At 42.9% G+C, this 18,679-nt stretch carries 17 protein-coding genes; 3 read left to right on the plus strand and 14 right to left on the minus strand.

The window, feature by feature from the left end:
• The first annotated feature begins 57 nt into the window (after nucleotides 1-57).
• Nucleotides 58-1,278 carry a histidine kinase gene (locus tag GKG43_RS21555; protein ID WP_129879963.1) on the plus strand — a complete coding sequence of 407 codons (1,221 nt, stop codon included), beginning with the start codon at nucleotides 58-60 and terminating at the stop codon, nucleotides 1,276-1,278.
• Nucleotides 1,279-1,287: 9 nt separating this feature from the next.
• Complete coding sequence (locus GKG43_RS21560; protein WP_050640635.1) at nucleotides 1,288-2,817, plus strand: response regulator; 1,530 nt, start codon at nucleotides 1,288-1,290, stop codon at nucleotides 2,815-2,817.
• A 68-nt stretch (nucleotides 2,818-2,885) separates the two neighbouring features.
• Here GKG43_RS21560 and guaA read toward each other — a convergent pair whose 3' ends face one another.
• From guaA to GKG43_RS21625, 13 genes are all read right to left on the minus strand, one after another.
• Nucleotides 2,886-4,433: a glutamine-hydrolyzing GMP synthase gene (gene guaA, locus GKG43_RS21565; protein ID WP_050640636.1), complete on the minus strand. Its 1,548-nt coding sequence runs from the start codon at nucleotides 4,431-4,433 to the stop codon at nucleotides 2,886-2,888.
• A gap of 203 nt (nucleotides 4,434-4,636) precedes the next feature.
• Nucleotides 4,637-5,992, minus strand: a complete 1,356-nt coding sequence (locus GKG43_RS21570) for an MATE family efflux transporter (protein WP_129879965.1) — start codon at nucleotides 5,990-5,992, stop codon at nucleotides 4,637-4,639.
• A 388-nt stretch (nucleotides 5,993-6,380) separates the two neighbouring features.
• Nucleotides 6,381-6,611 carry an HPr family phosphocarrier protein gene (locus tag GKG43_RS21575; RefSeq protein ID WP_025655937.1) on the minus strand — a complete coding sequence of 77 codons (231 nt, stop codon included), beginning with the start codon at nucleotides 6,609-6,611 and terminating at the stop codon, nucleotides 6,381-6,383.
• 125 nt (nucleotides 6,612-6,736) lie between these two features.
• Nucleotides 6,737-8,266 (minus strand): response regulator, encoded by a 1,530-nt coding sequence (locus GKG43_RS21580; RefSeq protein WP_055154950.1) that lies wholly within the window; start codon nucleotides 8,264-8,266, stop codon nucleotides 6,737-6,739.
• Nucleotides 8,263-9,957 (minus strand): sensor histidine kinase, encoded by a 1,695-nt coding sequence (locus tag GKG43_RS21585; protein ID WP_129879967.1) that lies wholly within the window; start codon nucleotides 9,955-9,957, stop codon nucleotides 8,263-8,265. Before GKG43_RS21585 ends, GKG43_RS21580 begins: the two co-directional genes overlap by 4 nt.
• Entirely contained in the window at nucleotides 9,954-11,189 is a 1,236-nt protein-coding gene (locus tag GKG43_RS21590) for an extracellular solute-binding protein (RefSeq protein ID WP_129879969.1), read from the minus strand. The genes GKG43_RS21585 and GKG43_RS21590 overlap by 4 nt, the downstream gene beginning before the upstream one ends.
• Nucleotides 11,190-11,751: 562 nt before the next feature.
• Complete coding sequence (gene spoIIID / locus GKG43_RS21595; protein WP_025655933.1) at nucleotides 11,752-12,003, minus strand: sporulation transcriptional regulator SpoIIID; 252 nt, start codon at nucleotides 12,001-12,003, stop codon at nucleotides 11,752-11,754.
• 184 nt (nucleotides 12,004-12,187) lie between these two features.
• Nucleotides 12,188-12,634, minus strand: a complete 447-nt coding sequence (locus tag GKG43_RS21600; protein ID WP_050640641.1) for a hypothetical protein — start codon at nucleotides 12,632-12,634, stop codon at nucleotides 12,188-12,190.
• Between the two features lie 203 nt (nucleotides 12,635-12,837).
• Nucleotides 12,838-13,227: an HI0074 family nucleotidyltransferase substrate-binding subunit gene (locus tag GKG43_RS21605; protein ID WP_129879971.1), complete on the minus strand. Its 390-nt coding sequence runs from the start codon at nucleotides 13,225-13,227 to the stop codon at nucleotides 12,838-12,840.
• Nucleotides 13,214-13,507: a nucleotidyltransferase domain-containing protein gene (locus GKG43_RS21610; protein ID WP_050640643.1), complete on the minus strand. Its 294-nt coding sequence runs from the start codon at nucleotides 13,505-13,507 to the stop codon at nucleotides 13,214-13,216. Before GKG43_RS21610 ends, GKG43_RS21605 begins: the two co-directional genes overlap by 14 nt.
• A gap of 178 nt (nucleotides 13,508-13,685) precedes the next feature.
• The gene (gene bioB, locus GKG43_RS21615) at nucleotides 13,686-14,651 is read right to left on the minus strand and encodes a biotin synthase BioB (protein ID WP_129879973.1); all 966 of its coding nucleotides are present in this window, start codon (nucleotides 14,649-14,651) and stop codon (nucleotides 13,686-13,688) included.
• Between the two features lie 347 nt (nucleotides 14,652-14,998).
• Nucleotides 14,999-15,289 (minus strand): 4Fe-4S dicluster domain-containing protein, encoded by a 291-nt coding sequence (locus tag GKG43_RS21620; protein ID WP_129879975.1) that lies wholly within the window; start codon nucleotides 15,287-15,289, stop codon nucleotides 14,999-15,001.
• Between the two features lie 156 nt (nucleotides 15,290-15,445).
• On the minus strand, nucleotides 15,446-16,288 hold the full coding sequence (locus GKG43_RS21625; RefSeq protein ID WP_129879977.1) for an HAD-IIB family hydrolase: 843 nt from the start codon (nucleotides 16,286-16,288) through the stop codon (nucleotides 15,446-15,448).
• Nucleotides 16,289-16,492: 204 nt separating this feature from the next.
• On the opposite strand from GKG43_RS21625, the gene GKG43_RS21630 reads away from it, so the two are divergent.
• Nucleotides 16,493-17,497 (plus strand): LacI family DNA-binding transcriptional regulator, encoded by a 1,005-nt coding sequence (locus GKG43_RS21630; RefSeq protein ID WP_129879979.1) that lies wholly within the window; start codon nucleotides 16,493-16,495, stop codon nucleotides 17,495-17,497.
• 80 nt (nucleotides 17,498-17,577) lie between these two features.
• On the opposite strand, the gene GKG43_RS21635 is transcribed toward GKG43_RS21630, so the two are convergent.
• Nucleotides 17,578-18,522 (minus strand): substrate-binding domain-containing protein, encoded by a 945-nt coding sequence (locus GKG43_RS21635; protein WP_129879981.1) that lies wholly within the window; start codon nucleotides 18,520-18,522, stop codon nucleotides 17,578-17,580.
• Nucleotides 18,523-18,679: the final 157 nt, after the last annotated feature.

Here is an 18,679-nt window from a genome sequence, read left to right on the forward strand (position 1 = left end):
TGTTCCTTGTAACTTGTCCACCATATCAGTTCATTATAAAAATCTTAGATTTTTGTCTTGACAACTGAGCCACTATACAGTACCGAGCATAATTTCTGTCCCATCGGCATTTTACTGATTGAAATAGATATCTCATCTTTTGAAGATATTATCTCAACTTCAGGATTTAAATCTGAAGCCATACTGCTTATTACCTCCGAAAACAACACTTTAATATGGGGATACCTTGAAGATCTGGTAAAATGTCAAATCGGTGAAATTATACCAAAAGAAACGTTATCTGCTCCGTCAGGCGATTATTCTGTGAGAACTATCAACGGAAATAAATACTATTGCTTTTACTCCATGACGGACTCGCTAAACTACAATTGCTACTCGCTGCTCCCCGTTCCCATCATAAAAAGTGCTGCACAGTATGTTCGGATTGTCCTTTTGCTGATATCAGTAGTAAATTTTATCTGTTTGTTACTTATTTTTTCACTATGTACCAAACAGATTATTACGCCAATACAACATTTGTCTATTATTATGCATAATCAGAATTATATGAATTACTTTCCCATACCAGACTATCCTATTCAAAATGAAATAGGTTACTTATATGAGTCTTTTCAGGAAATGAGTACGCGAACTCTGCATCTTGTTGAACAATTAAAAGAGTCATCCAAAAAAGAAGCCCGGCAGCAGCTCGCCCTTCTTCATGCACAGCTAAACCCTCATTTTCTATATAATACTCTGGACTCTATAAACTGGATGGCTCAGAATGAAAATGCAAAAAAAATTCCGGAAGTAATAAATGCCTTGTCACAAATCTTAAGATACAGCATTATTAAAGACAATGATTTTGTATCTGTGTCTGATGAACTACTTTGGTTAAAAAATTATATATATATACAGAATATGCGGTTTCAGGATTCGTTCTCTATTCAATATAATATTGCAGAAAATATTATGAATTATAAAATTCCCCGGTTCATTCTCCAGCCATTTATTGAGAATTCCCTGCTGCATGGTTTTTCTGAAATCCATCATGGCGGAATCATAAAACTGAATATCTACTCTAAACAAAATGATTTATTTTTGATTATAGAAGATAATGGAAAGGGTATGACCGAATCTGCCATATACACAGTTCTTTATGGTAACAGCAGCGGAATTGGCATTGGAAATACAAATGCCTATATTAAGAAGAAATTTGGAAGACCTTATGGAATACAGATCATTTCAAAATTAGCAGAAGGAACAAAAATCATAATCCGTCTGCCTGTACAAAAGTGAGGGATGTATATGAATCATGTAATCATTATTGACGATGAAATTCAAAGCCGTACCGGAATTGCCGCCATTTTTGAAAATCACTCTCCCAAATGGTTTATATCAGGTTTATTTGAAGACGGCGACCAGGTTCTTCAATACCTTGAAACACATACAGACATTCAGCTGATTGTCACAGATATCCGTATGCCAAAATTTAATGGCCTTGAACTAATCAGTAAAATCAGGAAAACCAATAGTACTATCCCCATTATTATTATCAGTGGATACTCCGAATTTTCTTATGCCGCTAAAGCTGTCGAGTTCCATGTATTTCGTTATGTGCTCAAGCCTGTTCTTCCATCTGAATTTGATAAAATCATTACAAGTGTAGAAAATTTTCTGCAGTTGGAAAAGGCACCCTATAAATATAATTTTAAAGATTCAGAATATGAACAGTTTTTGGATTTATTATTCTCAGAAGCTGCAACACAAAATAAAAAAGAGACCGTCACAATGCTTAAACGCCAATGCGGGTTTAGTTTTCAGAATATCTGGTTTTTATTTCTGGAAGGCAATTCACATTTTTCTAATATCTCTGCCAGCTTTCGTCCGCAGTTAAAGGAGTTTTCAACAGCCCTCTCCCAGGACAGTCATGTTTTTCTGTTCCGTCAGAAGCTTTATTGTATTTTAATCAAAAAACCTGATATAGATACAGATTTTCTTTATAAGCAGCTTTCGAAACTCCTTTGGTCTTTTCCGCGTGAAGCAGGTGTACATGCAAGCATTTATCAAAGCACCTTTACCGACACATTCAAGAATGCCTTTTTTAGCGGAATTTCTGCTTTAAAACAGTACTTTTATGAAAAAAAATCAATCTGCCTATATGCTGATCAAGGTATATGTACGTTTCCACACATGATTTATAACAATCTGCAGCTCCAGGTTGATCAAAACAATCTGTTGGATGTCCGGGATTCTATCTATGAATTTATGGATTATATAAGAGAAAAAAGACCCTCCTATTTTGAACTTCAATCATGGGTGAATAAGATTTCACTTGTGATCGTCAAATACTGCAACGACAAAAATATGTCCACAGCATGCTATATTGATTATGCGGAAAGCCTGGAATTCCTTTATAACTATTATAGTTTAGAAGAAATTGAAGAAACATTGCTGTCAATGATTGACAGTGTCTTCAATAAAGCTTTTGAACAAATAAACAGTACGCATGCTTATCTCATTGATCAGGTGCAGAACTATCTGACGAATCATTTAAATGAAAAAATCACCCTATCAGATTTGGCAGATATATTTTGTATCAATTATACAAGCCTCAGTAATATTTATAGTTCCGCGACCGGCCAGACTATCATTGAGTATTTAACATTTTTGAAAATCTCAAAAGCCAAAGAACTATTAATTAACACTGATAAAAAAATTTACACAATCAGTGAGGAATTAGGGTATAGTGACACAAAATATTTTATCAAAAGGTTTCGGAAAATTGTCGGTATTACTCCAAAAGAATTTAGAAAGATATATAGGATAAAAGGATAATTAGAGCCAAAGGACATAAAGCGACCCCGGAAACGCTGATTTTATCAGCATTTCCGGGGTTATGTCCGCTACTCAAACTCTATCGTCCCCGGCGGTTTCCCCGTCAAATCATAGAACACCCGATTCACATGCCCCACTTCATTCACAATTCTGCTGGTTACCCGGTGCAGCACCTCCCAAGGCACTTCCGCCGACTCCGCAGTCATGAAATCTATGGTATTCACCGCCCGCAGCGCCACTGCATAGTCATAGGTTCTCTCATCCCCCATAACCCCCACAGACCGCATATTGGTCAGAGCAGCAAAATACTGTCCCACAATCTTATTCATTCCGGCAGCATCCATTTCCTCACGGTAAATAGCGTCTGCATCCTGCACAATCTTCACCTTTTCAGCGGTAATCTCGCCAATAATCCGTATTCCCAGTCCCGGCCCAGGGAATGGCTGCCTGAACACCAGTCTCTCCGGTATCCCGAGTTCCAGTCCTGCCTTACGCACCTCGTCCTTAAACAAGTCTCTCAACGGCTCTATGATCTCTTTGAAATCCACATAATCCGGCAGCCCGCCAACATTGTGATGGGATTTGATCACTGCGGATTCCCCGCCCAGGCCGCTCTCTACTACATCCGGATATATCGTTCCCTGCACGAGAAAATCTACCGCCCCGATCTTCTGGGCCTCTTCCTCAAATACACGGATAAATTCTTCTCCTATAATCTTCCGCTTCTCTTCCGGTTCGACAGCTCCGGCAAGTTTACTATAAAATCTCTCCTGCGCATTGACCCTGATAAAGTTCAGGTCATAATGCCCTTCCGGTCCGAAGACAGCCTCTACTTCGTCCCCTTCATCTTTCCTTAAAAGGCCATGATCCACAAATACACAGGTGAGCTGTGATCCGATCGCCTTGGAAAGCAGCACTGCCGCCACAGATGAATCCACGCCGCCCGAAAGCGCGCAGAGCACTTTGCCGCCGCCAACTTTTTCCCGGATCGCCTTGATCGTCTCTTCTACAAATGCGTCCATCTTCCAGTCTCCGGCACAGCCGCAGACATTCTTTAAAAAGTTATTAATCATCTTTGTGCCTTCAACCGTATGCAGCACCTCTGGATGGAATTGAATCGCATAAAGGCCGTCCCGGGCTCTCTCCGCTGCTGCTGTCGGGCAGTCTGCAGTATGCGCCGTGACTTCAAATCCGGGCGCCGCCTGGGAGATATAGTCAAAGTGGCTCATCCAGCAGATTGTCGGGGTGGATACATCTTCAAATACTTTGGAATCCGGCTTGTCGATCAGAACTTCTGTCTTTCCATACTCCCGCACATCCGCACGTTCTACCCGGCCTCCCAGCACATGCATCATCAGCTGTGCGCCATAGCATAAGCCGAGTACCGGTATGCCAAGCTTAAAAAGTTCTTTTGTATAAGTCGGGGAATCGGCCTCGTAGCAGCTGTTCGGCCCTCCTGTCAGAATGATTCCTTTCGGATTCATTGCCTTTATTTTTTCTATATCTGTCTTATAAGAATAGATCTCGCAATACACGCTGCACTCTCTGACACGCCTTGCGACCAGCTGATTATACTGCCCTCCGAAATCCAGGACAATGACTAATTCATTCTTCAAATTTATCCTCCTGTTGAACACGCAATGTCTAAACCTGTTTTAAATTTACTTTCCTATTATAAGGGAGGGTTTTGCGATTTACAAGACTCTCTTTTCAAAAAAATGGCTTATTTACATCTCTCCGCGCATCCACGTCTGGTTTTCAGGCCGCATTTCCAGTGAAATCCATCGCCCTAGATTGTATAATCTGCTATTTTCCCTGCTTATATACTCCGCATCAATTTCCATTTTCCGCCATGATACCTGACCATCATGAAGACGGCCCGGAAGCACCAGTCGATTACCATAGCCACCCAGACTCCAAAGACGCCGAGTCCCATGTATCTTCCCAGTATATAACTGAAGACAATTCTGAAGATCCACATAGAGGCAATGGATATTATCATGGTAACTTTTGCATCCCCGGCAGCGCGCAGAGTTGCGGGCAATGAGAAGGCAATCGGCCACACGATCATGCAGCTGATACTGTGGAAATATAATATCTGCCTCGTTGTCTCCGCCGTGAGGTCTGATAAGTGGTATGCCTTCAATATAAATGGCAGCAGAAGGAAAATGACTGCGTTCATAATCCAGATCAGTACGTACACAATCCCTACAAGTTTTTTTGTGTAATAATGTGCCTGTTCGTAATCCCCTGCCCCCACGCACATTGCAATCACGGAGGTGATCGCAAGATTCAGTGCAATTCCCGGCAGAATCTGGAACAGAGCCACAGCATTGCTGACTGCATTTGCAGCGATCGCATAGGTGCCGAATGTAGATACCAGGCTCAGCACCATGATTTTCCCCAGCTGGAACATGCTGTTTTCCAGGCCGTTGGGCACTCCGATCGACAGGATTCTTCGTATCATCCGCCAGTCCGGACGGTAATGGAAGCTCCTGCTGATGTGCAGCTGCCGCTTCTGGTCCGTCAGCAGCACGGTAATTATGACGGCCGCTACAACCCTGGAGATCAGTGTTGGAATCGCCACCCCTTCCGTTCCCCGGTGGAATCCGTATATCAGGATCGCATTTCCTCCAATATTAATCAAATTCATAATGATCGAGACCTGCATGGACACTTTAGAGTTACCCATGGCACGGAATATCGCCGCTCCAGCATTGTATAATGCCATAAACGGAATGGAGGCTGATACAATCAGCAGGTATGTATTCGCATGTGCCATTACATCCGCGTCGATCGCACCGAATACCACATGCAGGATAAACCATTTTCCACAGTAAATAATGGCCATAATCCCCACGGCTACGATCGTGATAAACCATACAATCTGATTGGAAGCTTCACAGGCGTTTTTGTCACTCTTCTGCCCCAGATACTGCCCTGATATAACCGCGCCTCCAGCGGCCAGAGCTCCAAAAGCATTAATAAAGAGCACCATGATATTGTCAACCAGCGACACTCCGGATACCGCCGCCTCTCCGACACTCGCTATCATAATAGAATCCGCCATACCGACCAGTATTGCAAGCAGCTGCTCGATAATCAGCGGAATGATCAATGCTCTCAGCGCCTTGTTATCAAATAAATAGGCGCTTCTGTCTATTTGTTTTCTCATACTTTCATTCCTACTCTTTCATTCCCATATCAAAGCGGGCAGGCCCACCTCAAACCATCATTCCCGCACTCAAGAGGGACTCGCACTCTTTAGCACCGCATAAATAACAAAGTGAGGAGGCACACTTCAACTCTCCCTCCCTTCACTCAAGAGGGGCATACTCACTTTGACGCCGCGGCGATACCGCTTTGCGGTTATATATCTTATCGCGGCGTGTGCATCTCCCAGAGGTTTTTATGAAGCGAAAGTGACAGGCACTTTTCCTTCATAGAAAAAACTTCTCAGCGCGTACATTATACGCCGAGAAGTTTTAAGATGCAAGTTATACGCTTTGTTTGATTAATATCGCCCAGATATAGCAGTTAAATTACAGCACGCACTGCCGCTTTTATGCCGCAGCATACTTTGAGATCTCCTGTTTCAGGTCTTCACAGTCCTCATCATAGATTTTCAGTTCAATGGGATGATTGAAGCCCAGATTCATAATCCCAAGTATCGACTTGGCGTCTACTACGAATCTGCCTCTCTTCATATCCATATCATAAGGATACTTAGCAACCTTATTTACAAAGTCAAGCACTTCTTCAGGGTTTTGAAATTTTATGATCATTTGATTCATTCTTTTCTCTCCTTTTTTCAGATTATCTATGACGGCTTTCATTAGCTTCTGCTTTTTTGTTATCGACATCATAGCACAATTTTTTCCATTTACAAGGACGAAATTTCTGAAAAAGGTAGAAAAATTTAATGGACTGACTTACGAAACTCATTTGGAAGCATGCCCACTTCCTCTTTAAAGACCTTGCTCATATACTTGGGATCCGAGTATCCGGCCAGCTCTGCAATCTGATTTAGCTTCAGGTGCGTATCGGCTAAGAGCTGTTTCACCTTCTCAATCCGCAGCTTCCGGATTGTTTCTGAAAATGTGGCGCCGGTTTCTTTTTTGAACTGTGCGCTCAGATATTCTTCCGAAACAAACAGTTTGTTTGCCACTTCCTCCAGGGTGATGCCCTGGTCATAGTACTTACGGATCATCTGCTGGGCCTTCTGCACAAGAACACTCACCGGCAGCTCCTCTTTTTCCTGCATATTAAGATCCAGCAGTTCAAAGAACTTTTCCATGCTGCGTTTAATCTGGTCCCAGCTCGCCGCCCCGGACACTTCCCCCAGGATCCCCTGAATCTCCAGTTCCGCATCCAGTTCCTGGATGTTCCCCCGCGAATTTGCTACAGCCCAGTTAAAACGTATGAGTGATTTCTTGATTTCTTCCGGCAGATGGGGAGACTCCGGATAATATTGGAACAGCTTCCTGTAACATTCTTTGAGCGTCTCCCAGTCCCCCCTCTTGATCGCCTGGCATGCCTCGTCCTCCAGCTCAGCCGGATGCTTCAGGGGCACGATTTTTAACTTTTCAATCTCCTCTTTCCTAAGCAGGGTTCCCTTATTCAAAAGAAGGTTCCATTCCTTTTCCTTCTGTATCCCGCTGACAGCCTCCGGCAAATCCAGAATCCGCTCTATGCTCTTCCAGATGCAGACCACAGGGCTTTTCAGATTGCTGCACAGCATAGGGACTACAGAATTCTGGAAGTATTCATATAAGGCACAGTCCCGGGGAACCCGGTAGAGTATCATAATCAGCATCTGCCACGCATCGGCTTCTATCACACAGGAGGCAAATTTAACCGTGTGGGCGCCCACATCCTCCAGCAAATCCTTTGCCGTTTTTTTCTGTTCTTCATATCCGTCTCCCAGCCACAGAACGAAGACCTCGGCGGGATTCTCCACGGAGAATCCGTATTTTTCCATCGTCATATTATGGAACTGCCTGTCCGGAGCAAGCTGTCCGTTTAAGCATCCAATAAAGATTCCCTGGACGGTAAATACTTTATCCTGGCTTTTCTCTTTGTCCAGCTCCTCCTCGATCTGCCCCAGAGCCCGTTTCAGCTCCGGTATCTTGATTGGTTTCAGAAGATAATTCTCAATATCAAGCTCTATTGCCTGTTTTGCATAATTAAAGTCCGAATAAGCTGACAGGATGAGCACTCTGCAGTGGTTCTGCTCCTTTCGCAGCATTCTGAGCATCGACAGCCCATCCATCTTCGGCATCTGTATGTCCAGTATCACCAGATCGGGTTCCATTCTCCGGATCAGCTCATATCCGGCCTTTCCATCCCCGGCCTTCCCCACCAGTTCATAATCCGGGTTTATTTTATGTAAAATCTTTGCAAGGCCTTCCCGGATCGGCGCCTCGTCTTCCACAATTACAATCCTCACTGCTGGTCCTCCTTTCCGGGCACAAACAGATGCACTTTTGTCCAACTTCCCAGCATACTTTCAAAGTAAATGGTGGCATCATCCCCGTAGTACAGTTTCAGGCGTTTCCGGACATTTGCAATACCTACGTGTCCCTCCATATCCTGCTCTTCATCATTCAATCTCTTTAACGTCTCCGGCCCAATGCCAAATCCGTTATCTTCTATAATCATGTGGATCTGCTCTTCTGTCCGGCGCATCACGATGGTCAGGCGGCAGTCCCCGTCTTTTCCCCCAAACCCATGTTTGATGGAATTTTCCACAAAGGGCTGCAGCAAAAGCTTATGGATCTTATATCCCATCATATCCTCAGGCACTTGTTCTAATATCGTCAGCGGCTTTCCTAGTTTTGCACTCTGCAGCATACAGTAATGCCGAAGCCATCCCAGTTCCTTACTAACCGTAGTCGTACCGCCCGCATTTTTGACGGTATATCTAAGAATATCAGCCAGCGCCCCTACCATCCCGCTGATGTCATACTGCTCATTTTCAATAGCCTTCCAGTTAATCGTATCCAGCGTATTGTACAGAAAATGAGGGTCTATCTGTGCTTCCAGTGCGGAGAGTTCCGCATTTTTCTGCTCTACAACAGCCGACTTCACCTGACCGATCAGATCGTCAATATGGACAACCATCTCATTAAATCCTGTGCCAATCCTCCGTATTTCCGGCGGCATACTTTCTGGAATCTGGATGCTGACTCCAAAATCCCCTTCTTCCAGATCATTCATGGCATTCACGAGAGAATCCACTGCCGCCAGATACGGCTGCGTGGACATGTAAATCAAACAGACCATAATTGCACAGGATACTACTGCTATCACGAAGAAAAACAACACCTGTTCCCAGATTGCCCTGTTATAATCAGCCAGCGGCTGCTCATTGCAGATGGTAAAACCGCTTTTTTCATGCAGCATCGTCGTATACTTACGATCAGCTGTATCCTTCTGACTGTTGAATTCGCTTCCGATATCTGCAGAGTCCGGAGAACTGATCACCGTATTTCCCTGCAGCAGATATGTGGCATTGTCCGTCCCCGACACCAGCGTATCCCGTATCTGCTCTTGGTTGATGCTGATTACCACGATCCCCAGAGGATCATTGATATTCCTGTAATCGATCAGTTTTCTCCCGATCTGAAATAAATACGTTTTCCGTTCATTTGCAGTCACCGGATCTGTGAGCCCCTGATATACATATCCCTTCCCAATCTCCGGAACCGTGATTTTATCCGCCCAGACGCTGTTTGTGGAGGAAGAATTCAATCGGTCATAGAATATAATACGCCCGTTCCGAAGCGATATCGTGATCCCTTCCACTCCTGGGTTACTATTGCAGATATGGCTCAGTTCATGCCGCAGCGTACTGCTGTTAACGTCCAGATCATCCTGTTCCTTCATAATTTCCAGCACGGTATCTATGATCGTATCATCCGTACACATATCATACAGGATTGTCTCATACTTTTCCAATACCATGTCCAGGGATTTATTGGCATTGTACAGATTACTGCTGATACGGCCGTCTATGTTGTCCTCGAGGCTGCTCCTTAGTCTCATCTGGGAAATAACAGCAAACAGGCAGACCGGCACCAGCGCCGCCATCAGAAATCTAAAGGACATCCTTGTTCTCAATGTTCTTTCCCGTTTCATAAGTCTCCTCTCCTGATCTCAGCCATCCTTTCTGCTGCCTCTCTCAGAATTTCATCCTCCGGTTTTTCTCCGATAATTGCTTCCCCCATTGCATCCGTAAGTACTCTGGATATGTACGGCCATTCCACCGAGAACTCTCTCGTCCTGGCTGATTTGGCAATCTCTATCATACTCCTGTTCAGCGGATCCTCCACATACTGATTTTCAAGCACATCCCGGCGGGGAGCCATATAAGCGGAACGTTCCATATAGGAAGACATCCGTTCTTTGTCGCTTACATACTGCAGAAATTTGACCGCAGCATCCTGATGTGCTCCCTTAGTAACCCCAAAAATCTCCCCGCCCAGCACGGTTGTCCGGGTACCATCATCGGCCGCAGGCAGAACCGTGACACCGTACTTCAAAAAAGGATTTAAATCCCGGATAGAGGCAATCATAGAAGAAGAGTTGATCATCATTGCAATATTGCCCTCAACAAACTGCCGCAGAAGATCGCCTTCTGTCAGGCTGATTGTCTGCCTGCTCATGGCCCCCGATTCCGTCAGCTGCCGCAGAAGGTGGAGTGCCTGCCTGCTTCCGGACGAATCCAGTGCATCCACCTCTCCGCCCATCGACCACAAAACCGGCAGGAAACTATATACACTTTCTTCACTCTCCACTGCCGGAAGGCCGAAACCGTAATGTCCGTGATCAGAGAGCTTCACTGCCGTATCATAAAGCCCCTGCCATGTCTGCGGTACTTCGGCCCCGTGCACTTCCATGATGTTCTTATTATAATAGAGGACCGCACAGTTCATTCCATAAGGAAGCCCCATCATCCGACCATTCACACTGCAGGCTTCCTTCACTTCCGGCAGATATTCATCAAAACCCCTGATCTCATCTGTCAGATCCGCAAAAGGCTCCATTGCATGAAAATAATGAAAATCCGATGAGTCCACCAACGCCAGCTCCGGCATATTACCATCCGCCATGCTTAGGGCCAGTTTTTTCTTGAAATCTTCATCCGGCACATACTGGGTCGTTACTTCAATCTCATCCTGGGTGCGGTTAAATCCATTTACCAGATTCGCCAGTTCTTTTTTTACATAGCTCTGGCTCCAGTAGTACCAGATCGTGATCTTTTCCTTTTCTTTCACCGTGTCCTGCTCTTTTTCTGCACATCCTGCGGCATTCCCCGCAGTCAGTAAAAAGGCAAGCAGAAGTGCACAGATTCTCTTATATCTCTTCACAGCCTTTTCTCCTTTGTCACTATAACTGAATCTGTTATCATTTACAGTAGACATTATACCATAATCATGGAATTCATGAAAACCCTGGCATCAGGCAGGGCACTTGGCCAATGTTTATGACGTGCCTTAGACTCCACTGCTGTTACACGCAAAGCCTATATCTGTACACAATAAAATGCACCTAAGTACCGGGTTGTCTGATTCCCGGCGCCTGAGGTGCATTCTATCTGTAATTCTCTAGTACAGCAGTGCATTAATCTTTCAGTAATAAGCGCCTGATATCTGCGTCAGAGTTATGCCTGCTTTCGCGACGGCGTAGTGGTTCCTACGTCTAGCGTAAGCAGGTACAGCTATGGCGTAGAGAGCAGGTGCTTATTGCTGAATTATTAGTGCAATGCTGTACTAGTACATCGTATAATAATTAACTGCCACATAAGCAGACCTAAATTTCCGATAGCACTGCTCCACAAGCCTCAGCGTAGCCCACTACGCCTGCGTTTGTGGAGCAGCACTCTCGAAAATTTATCTCAGCTTATGAGTCAGTTACTTATTTTACGATGTACTAGTGCTGATGCAGATATTTTTCTCTGGTAGCAAGTCCGCCGCGTATATGGCGCTCAGACTTATTCATGTCCAGCACCTTCCGTGCCTCTCCCGCCAATGCAGGATTAATCTGTAGGAGCCGCTCCGTCACATCCTTATGTACCGTACTCTTGCTGATTCCAAACTGCTTCGCCGTCTGCCGAACTGTGGCACTGTTATCTATGATATAATTGGCGATTTCCACGGCTCTTTCCTCAATATAATCTTTCAAAAAAATCCCCCTGCAATCATTGTTTTTACAATGTATGCGCGGGGGAAGGAGAGTATGACTTGCTTTTGGATTGATCGCTTTTATAAAATGTAATGTGTAAAAAAGATTACTGTTTTTTTTTCCAAAATCAAATGGTCTATATCTTCAAATGCATTTTGATCTTTCAAAACTTACTGATTCGAACTCAATAATAAAAATAATCAAATGGATTGTCTGCATCAATATCATTGTATTGTGCACAATCTGCCTGCCATTTTGGCATTCTTTCTTTTATCTCACCGTACAGGTAATTATAGCTTGCCCTTTGGATTTTTCCATGATCCAGCATACATTTATAAAACTTTTTTATACTTGCGGCTGTGCTTTTTATATTTCCCGGAGTAGACCACATACATTTACGAATGAAGAAATTTCCCAAAAAATCATCAATCTTTTCTATTCCCGCTTCGAAAGACAGCGCATCCTCATAAAGCAGATAATCATTGATATAAAAATCTACATTACTTACATGCTGCCTTACCGTCTTGGGCGACAAATCTCTTAAATCTTCTTCAAATAAATCTAACAACTGATAATTAACGGCACAAATCTTTTCGCATTGTTTCTCATATTCGTCATAGCTAAAATCCATTTTCTCTCCCTCTATTTGCATAAAGTATTTTGTTCCAGTGCTTCTTTATAAGTTTATCAATATCATAACATACATTTTTTTAACATTCTATATATTAAATCTCGTACATATCATAAATAAAAACGATCAGAATCCGTGCATAGTCTACACTTATAGCTCTGCACAGGCAATCATTGTCTGCACGGGCAGTTCTACGCCTAAACCTATACCCAATTATCCTCAACTTCCTTTTTCAATTTGCAGAACATTTCATAAAAATAATCTTTTGTCTGCGTGATGATTTCAAGAGCAACCCTTTTATTATTAGAGTGCGATACATTATTCCTTTCGTGCAGCGCCCGAATCCATAGTTCCTCGTCTTTAATCATCCCGGCTTTATATGCTGTTTTCAAAATTATCTTAGGTGAGCCGGTAGCTCCCTCCTCATAGCCGTGGGATTCCAATATATCTTTCATCATCTTCCATGACTGCTCAAAACAAATTTCATATAATCCCACCAAGCCTGTCAATATAACATTATCGAACGGTTCCTCATAATTATAAATTTCCTCCAGTTTTAACAGTGCACTGCAGAAATTATCATATTTTCTCATAAAGTATTTTCCCCTCCTTTTTAATTGAGTCTCTCAGTTCCTCTTGTATATCCTGTCTTAAATCAACAATATCATATTCCAGCAGTGTCGATGTTTCTTCGTTTACATCCAATGCAAAGCGTTCAAAATCTCCCCCTTCCACTGCCAAATCAATATCGCTTATCCTTTTAAAATCACCGCGTGCTCGCGAGCCAAATAATATCACCTTGCTAATCTTATATTTTTCCGCCAGCGTCTTAATCTCTTCGATTACCTGGGGCCTAATTCCGGTTCTATCCATATTACTCCTCCTATACCCATTCTTTCGCTCGCTAGAGGAAATCAGATAAGCTGATTTCTAGCTCGCAATACATTTTAATTATACCATATTCCCCCCTATACATTTGTAAAAAAGAAACCGCCAGTTATTTCTGACCGTTTCTCTTTTTCGACATTTATTTTTTAATATTTCACTATAATTAGGGCTTCACCTCAAAACCCAGTTCTTTCAGCATCCGCATATCCTGCTCTATGGTTATCCCTGCTGTCGTCAGCATATCTCCTGTAATAGCCGCATTGGCGCCTGACTGAAAGCACCGTTTTCCTTTATCCGCCATCAATCCGCGGCCGCCCGCCAGCCGGATAAATGCATCCGGCACAAGAAACCGGAAAACTGCCGTTATCCTACACATATCCTCAATCGTAAGCCGGGGATTTCTCTCATATGGCGTGCCTGGAATCGGGTTCAGCATATTAACCGGAATAGAACGCACCCCCAGATCTCTGACCGTTAAAGCCAGGTCAATCCGGTCTTCCATCGTCTCTCCAAGCCCCACAATCCCCCCGCTGCAGACACTAAGCCCGGCACGCTTAGCAGCCTTAACAGTCTCAATCTTTTCTTCATAAGAGTGTGTCGTACAGACCTCCCTAAAATAATTTCTGGAGGATTCCAAATTATTATGTACCCGGCAAGCACCTGCCTCTTTAATTTTCCGAAAAGCCATCTCATCCAGTAACCCAAAAGATACACAAACCGAGATATCCACATTCTCCCGAATTGCGCGGATACTTTTACACACAGCCTCCACTTCACCGTCATCCAGCCTTTTCCCTGACGTCACAATCGAATATCTCATAACGCCCCGCTCTGCATTGTACTTGGCCTGTTCCAGCAGCTGATCCGTCTTTAGAAGCGGGTAGCTCTCAACCTCAGTGGAATAAAATGCTGACTGTGCACAATACTTACAATCCTCCGAACACTTTCCATTTTTCCCATTAATAATGGTACAAAGATCAAAGCGTTTTCCACAAAACACCTCCCGGATCTCATCCGCAGCCTCACATAAAGGTTCCAGCGGCAGCTCCGCCAATTGCATAGCATCTTCCTTCGAAAGCAGATCGCCGGCAAGCACTCTATTCTTCATCTTATCCAGTAAATTTTCCATCAATTTATCTCCCTTTATTACCGTTTTTACTACTATATTATAGAATCCCGTTTCAATTGTCAACCTTTGAGTAATAACAGTTTACATTCATCATCATAAGATCTATTAAACCGGGATTGAGTCGGCTAGCTTTAGCCTAGTCGACGGATGAGGACGCTTAATGACAGGGAGGCCGGGGAGGCGCTGGGACTGTGGATTGGCTATGCGTGTCTTTTCATCTTCAAGATGTGTATTGAACTATTTTGATACTGGAACCGTATCCCTTTGCTTTTGGAATGCATGCTGATTGGGGTATCGTTTTTGCATCAAAAAACATCCGCAGAATTACCGGGGCACGGATACCCCGATCATTCTGCGGATGCTTTATTCCCTCCCATACCAAACACCCTTGATGCCTCTGCCATATTCTCAATCACCGGCACTCCAAACGGGCACCGCTTCTCACAGCTCCTGCATCCGATACATTCATCCCCTCTATGCAGCAGGTTTTGATAATGCGACTTGATAGAAGGCGGCACATGCTCCGGCGTGAGCCGTGCGATATCCATATATTTGTTCACCGTGGCAATATCTATCTCTGACGGACAAGGCTGGCAGTGCCCGCAATAGACGCAATTGCCCCTGAAATCATTTTTCATGGTCGCTATGACCTCTATGATAGCATAAAAATGTACTTATTACTACCGTCTACTTAGTTCCATCGCCCGGTTTCTGTTACTGCCATATCCCTTCTCCTGCTCACAATAAGTATAAATAATTTATCAAACAGATTTTTATGCCACTAAATCGGCTACTCAGCACATCTTGTGCTTTCGTTCATGTTCTTCCCTTAAAAACCGTGCTACTCCATCATCATTACATCCTGCGATACACCCTGTAACCATTTGCTTAATTTCTTCAATAGCGTTGTCCGGCGCATAACTTCTGTCCGCAATTTCAATCATTGGCACATCATTCCAATTATCGCCAAAAACAACAACTTCATTACAATCCACATAGGTTTTTAATTTCAGAAGGGCTGCCTTCTTACTAGCTCTGCTACTATAAATTTCCAGGCAATATAACCCATTATAAATATTCAGATAAAAAGAGTGATGAATGCCTTCCATTCTTTTTAATGCCTCACTTATCGGCTCCAACATACTTTTCTCTCCGGAATATGTGATATATACAACTTCTCCATTTTTTGCTGTTTCACGTAAATTCTGTACCAACCTGACTTCCTTGCATTCCTCCAGGGCTCTGTCACTATAATACTGTGTCTGTCTTCGCAACTCTTCTTTCCCATAATAAATATGAATCCCGCCTTGATAATACACATAAACAAAACAGGAAATCAGATGTTCCTCCAGTAACTCTATGACATCTGTTGCACACTTTGGCTCGATGGATTCAGCAGATATGTATTGCTTCTTATTAAAATCGTATAAAAACACACCATTTGTAAGGATTCCCGGTATCTGTAAATTGATATCTTTTAGACGGTAATCACAGCCATATGGCATCCGGGCAGTTGCTATAGAAAATTTCATCCCCTCACGAATACAATCATTTAAAATTCTCTTTGACCTTTCCGAAATTTTCTTTTCTTTATTAAGCAATGTTCCATCTAAATCTGAAATATATAATGTACTCATATTAATTATCCTCCTGATTTAATTTAAGAAAAATAAAAAGATTTCACTATTTCTTTCCTAGCTCTCAAATCTTCCTGTTCGTTCCTCCGTTGACGTTCTGCCTGAACTAGGCTATAATAATATTAAAATTTTATGGTAACTCCGCTACTATCGTAGTTACTGAATACTTGTAATAGTTTTTATTTTTATGCTGAGAGGTGACACATGTCTACTACATTAAAAGATTTAGCCAACTTTTTAGGATTATCCGTTTCTACTGTATCACGTGCATTAAATAATAAAGGACGGATGAGCGAAGAAACACGTTCTCAAATCCTAAAGGCTGCCCAAGACCTTCAGTACATCCCAAATGCTTCTGCCCGTTCTCTTAAAACCAATTCAAATCCTATAGTTGGTGTATTGTTACCAGATATCAGCAATATATTCTACACTAAATTATTGCAGGCAATTGATTTGGAACTTAATAAAGCCGGATATGGAATGCTCTTCTGTAATACAGATGATGATTTCAAAAAAGAAAGACAGTATATGGAAATGCTTTTATCCCAAAATGTAGCAGGAACCATATTTGCACCTTCCTCTGCCGCTCCCCACTATGAACAAGAAAAGTTTTTTCAGAATATTATCTATATTGACAATATGCCTAGTCTTAGCCGAAGTGATTATAGTTTTGTCGGTATTGATAATATACGTGCCGGATACGAACTTACTTCTATGCTCTTCGAAACCGGCCACAAGAATATCGTGGCTGTAACAGGAACTGTACAAGAGACTACCGCAATCCATCGTATGGAGGGGTTCTGCCGTAAGATGGAGGAACAGTCTGTCGATATATCCCATCGGATTTTTTCAGGTCCCTATACGATTAATGCTGGATATGACATCGTAATGCGCATGTTAAACCTCCCTACATTCCCCGATGCTATTTTTGTACACAATAATGTCCAAGTCTATGGCATTATTCACGCTTTGATGAATTTGAGGAAGAAGATCCCTGAGGATGTCTCTATCGTTTCCTTTGATTTTATGGATGACACAAAATTAATCCAACCTCAGATTACCAGCGTCTTACAGCCAGTCTCACAACTCGCTGCACAAGCTGTACAATTAGTCATTGAACCTGAACAGGCCAAGAACCACCCTAATATAATTTTAAACCACACTATCTATATGGGTGCTTCGCTGTGCAATAAACCCCCCCGCCATTGAGCACATTTCCACATGTAAAAGGGCTGAACCTATTTGCTGAAGATTCAACCCTTTTGATTCGTTATTTTATATCGCACCGTTTAAAGATAATCGTCCACATTATCAATAGTAATTAATTGGAATGGTACGATATATTCCTTCTCTACATCTTCTCCCTTTGCAATTTTATATGCCACTTCCATTGTTGTCTCTGCCTGCTTCTGCGCATCTTGCAGCACTGTTGCTGACATTCCGCCTTCTTTTACTGAATTCATCGCATTTGGGGTAGCGTCTACCCCCACAATCAGGATATCATCACGCCCGGCACCTTCACATGCTTCTAAAGCACCCAAAGCCATTTCGTCATCTTCACAAAGGATTGCATCAATTGTATCGTATCTCCCTAACCAATCTTCTGTAATAGACATTGCCTTGTCGCGCATCCAATCGGCAGACAGCTTTGCCAATACCTCAATATCCGTATTGTCTAACAAAGTCTCTTCAATTCCCTGATAACGGTAAATCTGAGGGCTTTGTCCTAAGGAACCTTCGATAATGCATACTTTTCCCTTTCCCCCAAGCTTTTCATTAATAAATTCACCAATCAAGGAGCCAGCTTCCACATCGTTTGAGCCGACATACGAAGTATAGTTTGTTTTTGTAGTAGTCGTATTTACCTCAACCACTGGTATGCCCGCTGCCTCGCAGATGTCCAATGCCTGGCCAGACCCTTCCGCATCTTGTGCATTTAGCACAAGGACGTCAATATTTTTTGCCACCATGTCCTCCACGTTTGAAATTTGTTTGCTAATATCTGCTTGCGCATCCAGAAATATAATCTCTACATCTTGGTACTCTTTAGCGGCAGTTTTAATTGCCTCGCCAAGTGTATTCGAAAATTCATCCGACATTGTCTTCATAGATACACCAATCAGGTAAGTCCCTTCCTTCTTTGAGGCTGATTCGGCAGAATCCTCAGAACTGCCACAGGCAGTCAGACTAAATAAAACTGCAACCATCAATAAAACACACACAAATTTTTTCATAACCTACATACCTCCAATTCGTTTTTCCTCATGTTTCATGTTTCTAATTTCTGTTTTTTGTTTTTGCATCAAGCAAAACGTTACTATTCACAGTCGATTAGGGCATGACAAATAGAGCGGGTGTCATTTCCGCTTGATTTTTCATATTTGAATCGAC

This window comes from Eubacterium sp. BIOML-A2 (assembly GCF_009680135.1).
Lineage (GTDB): Bacteria > Bacillota > Clostridia > Lachnospirales > Lachnospiraceae > Faecalicatena > Faecalicatena contortus_B.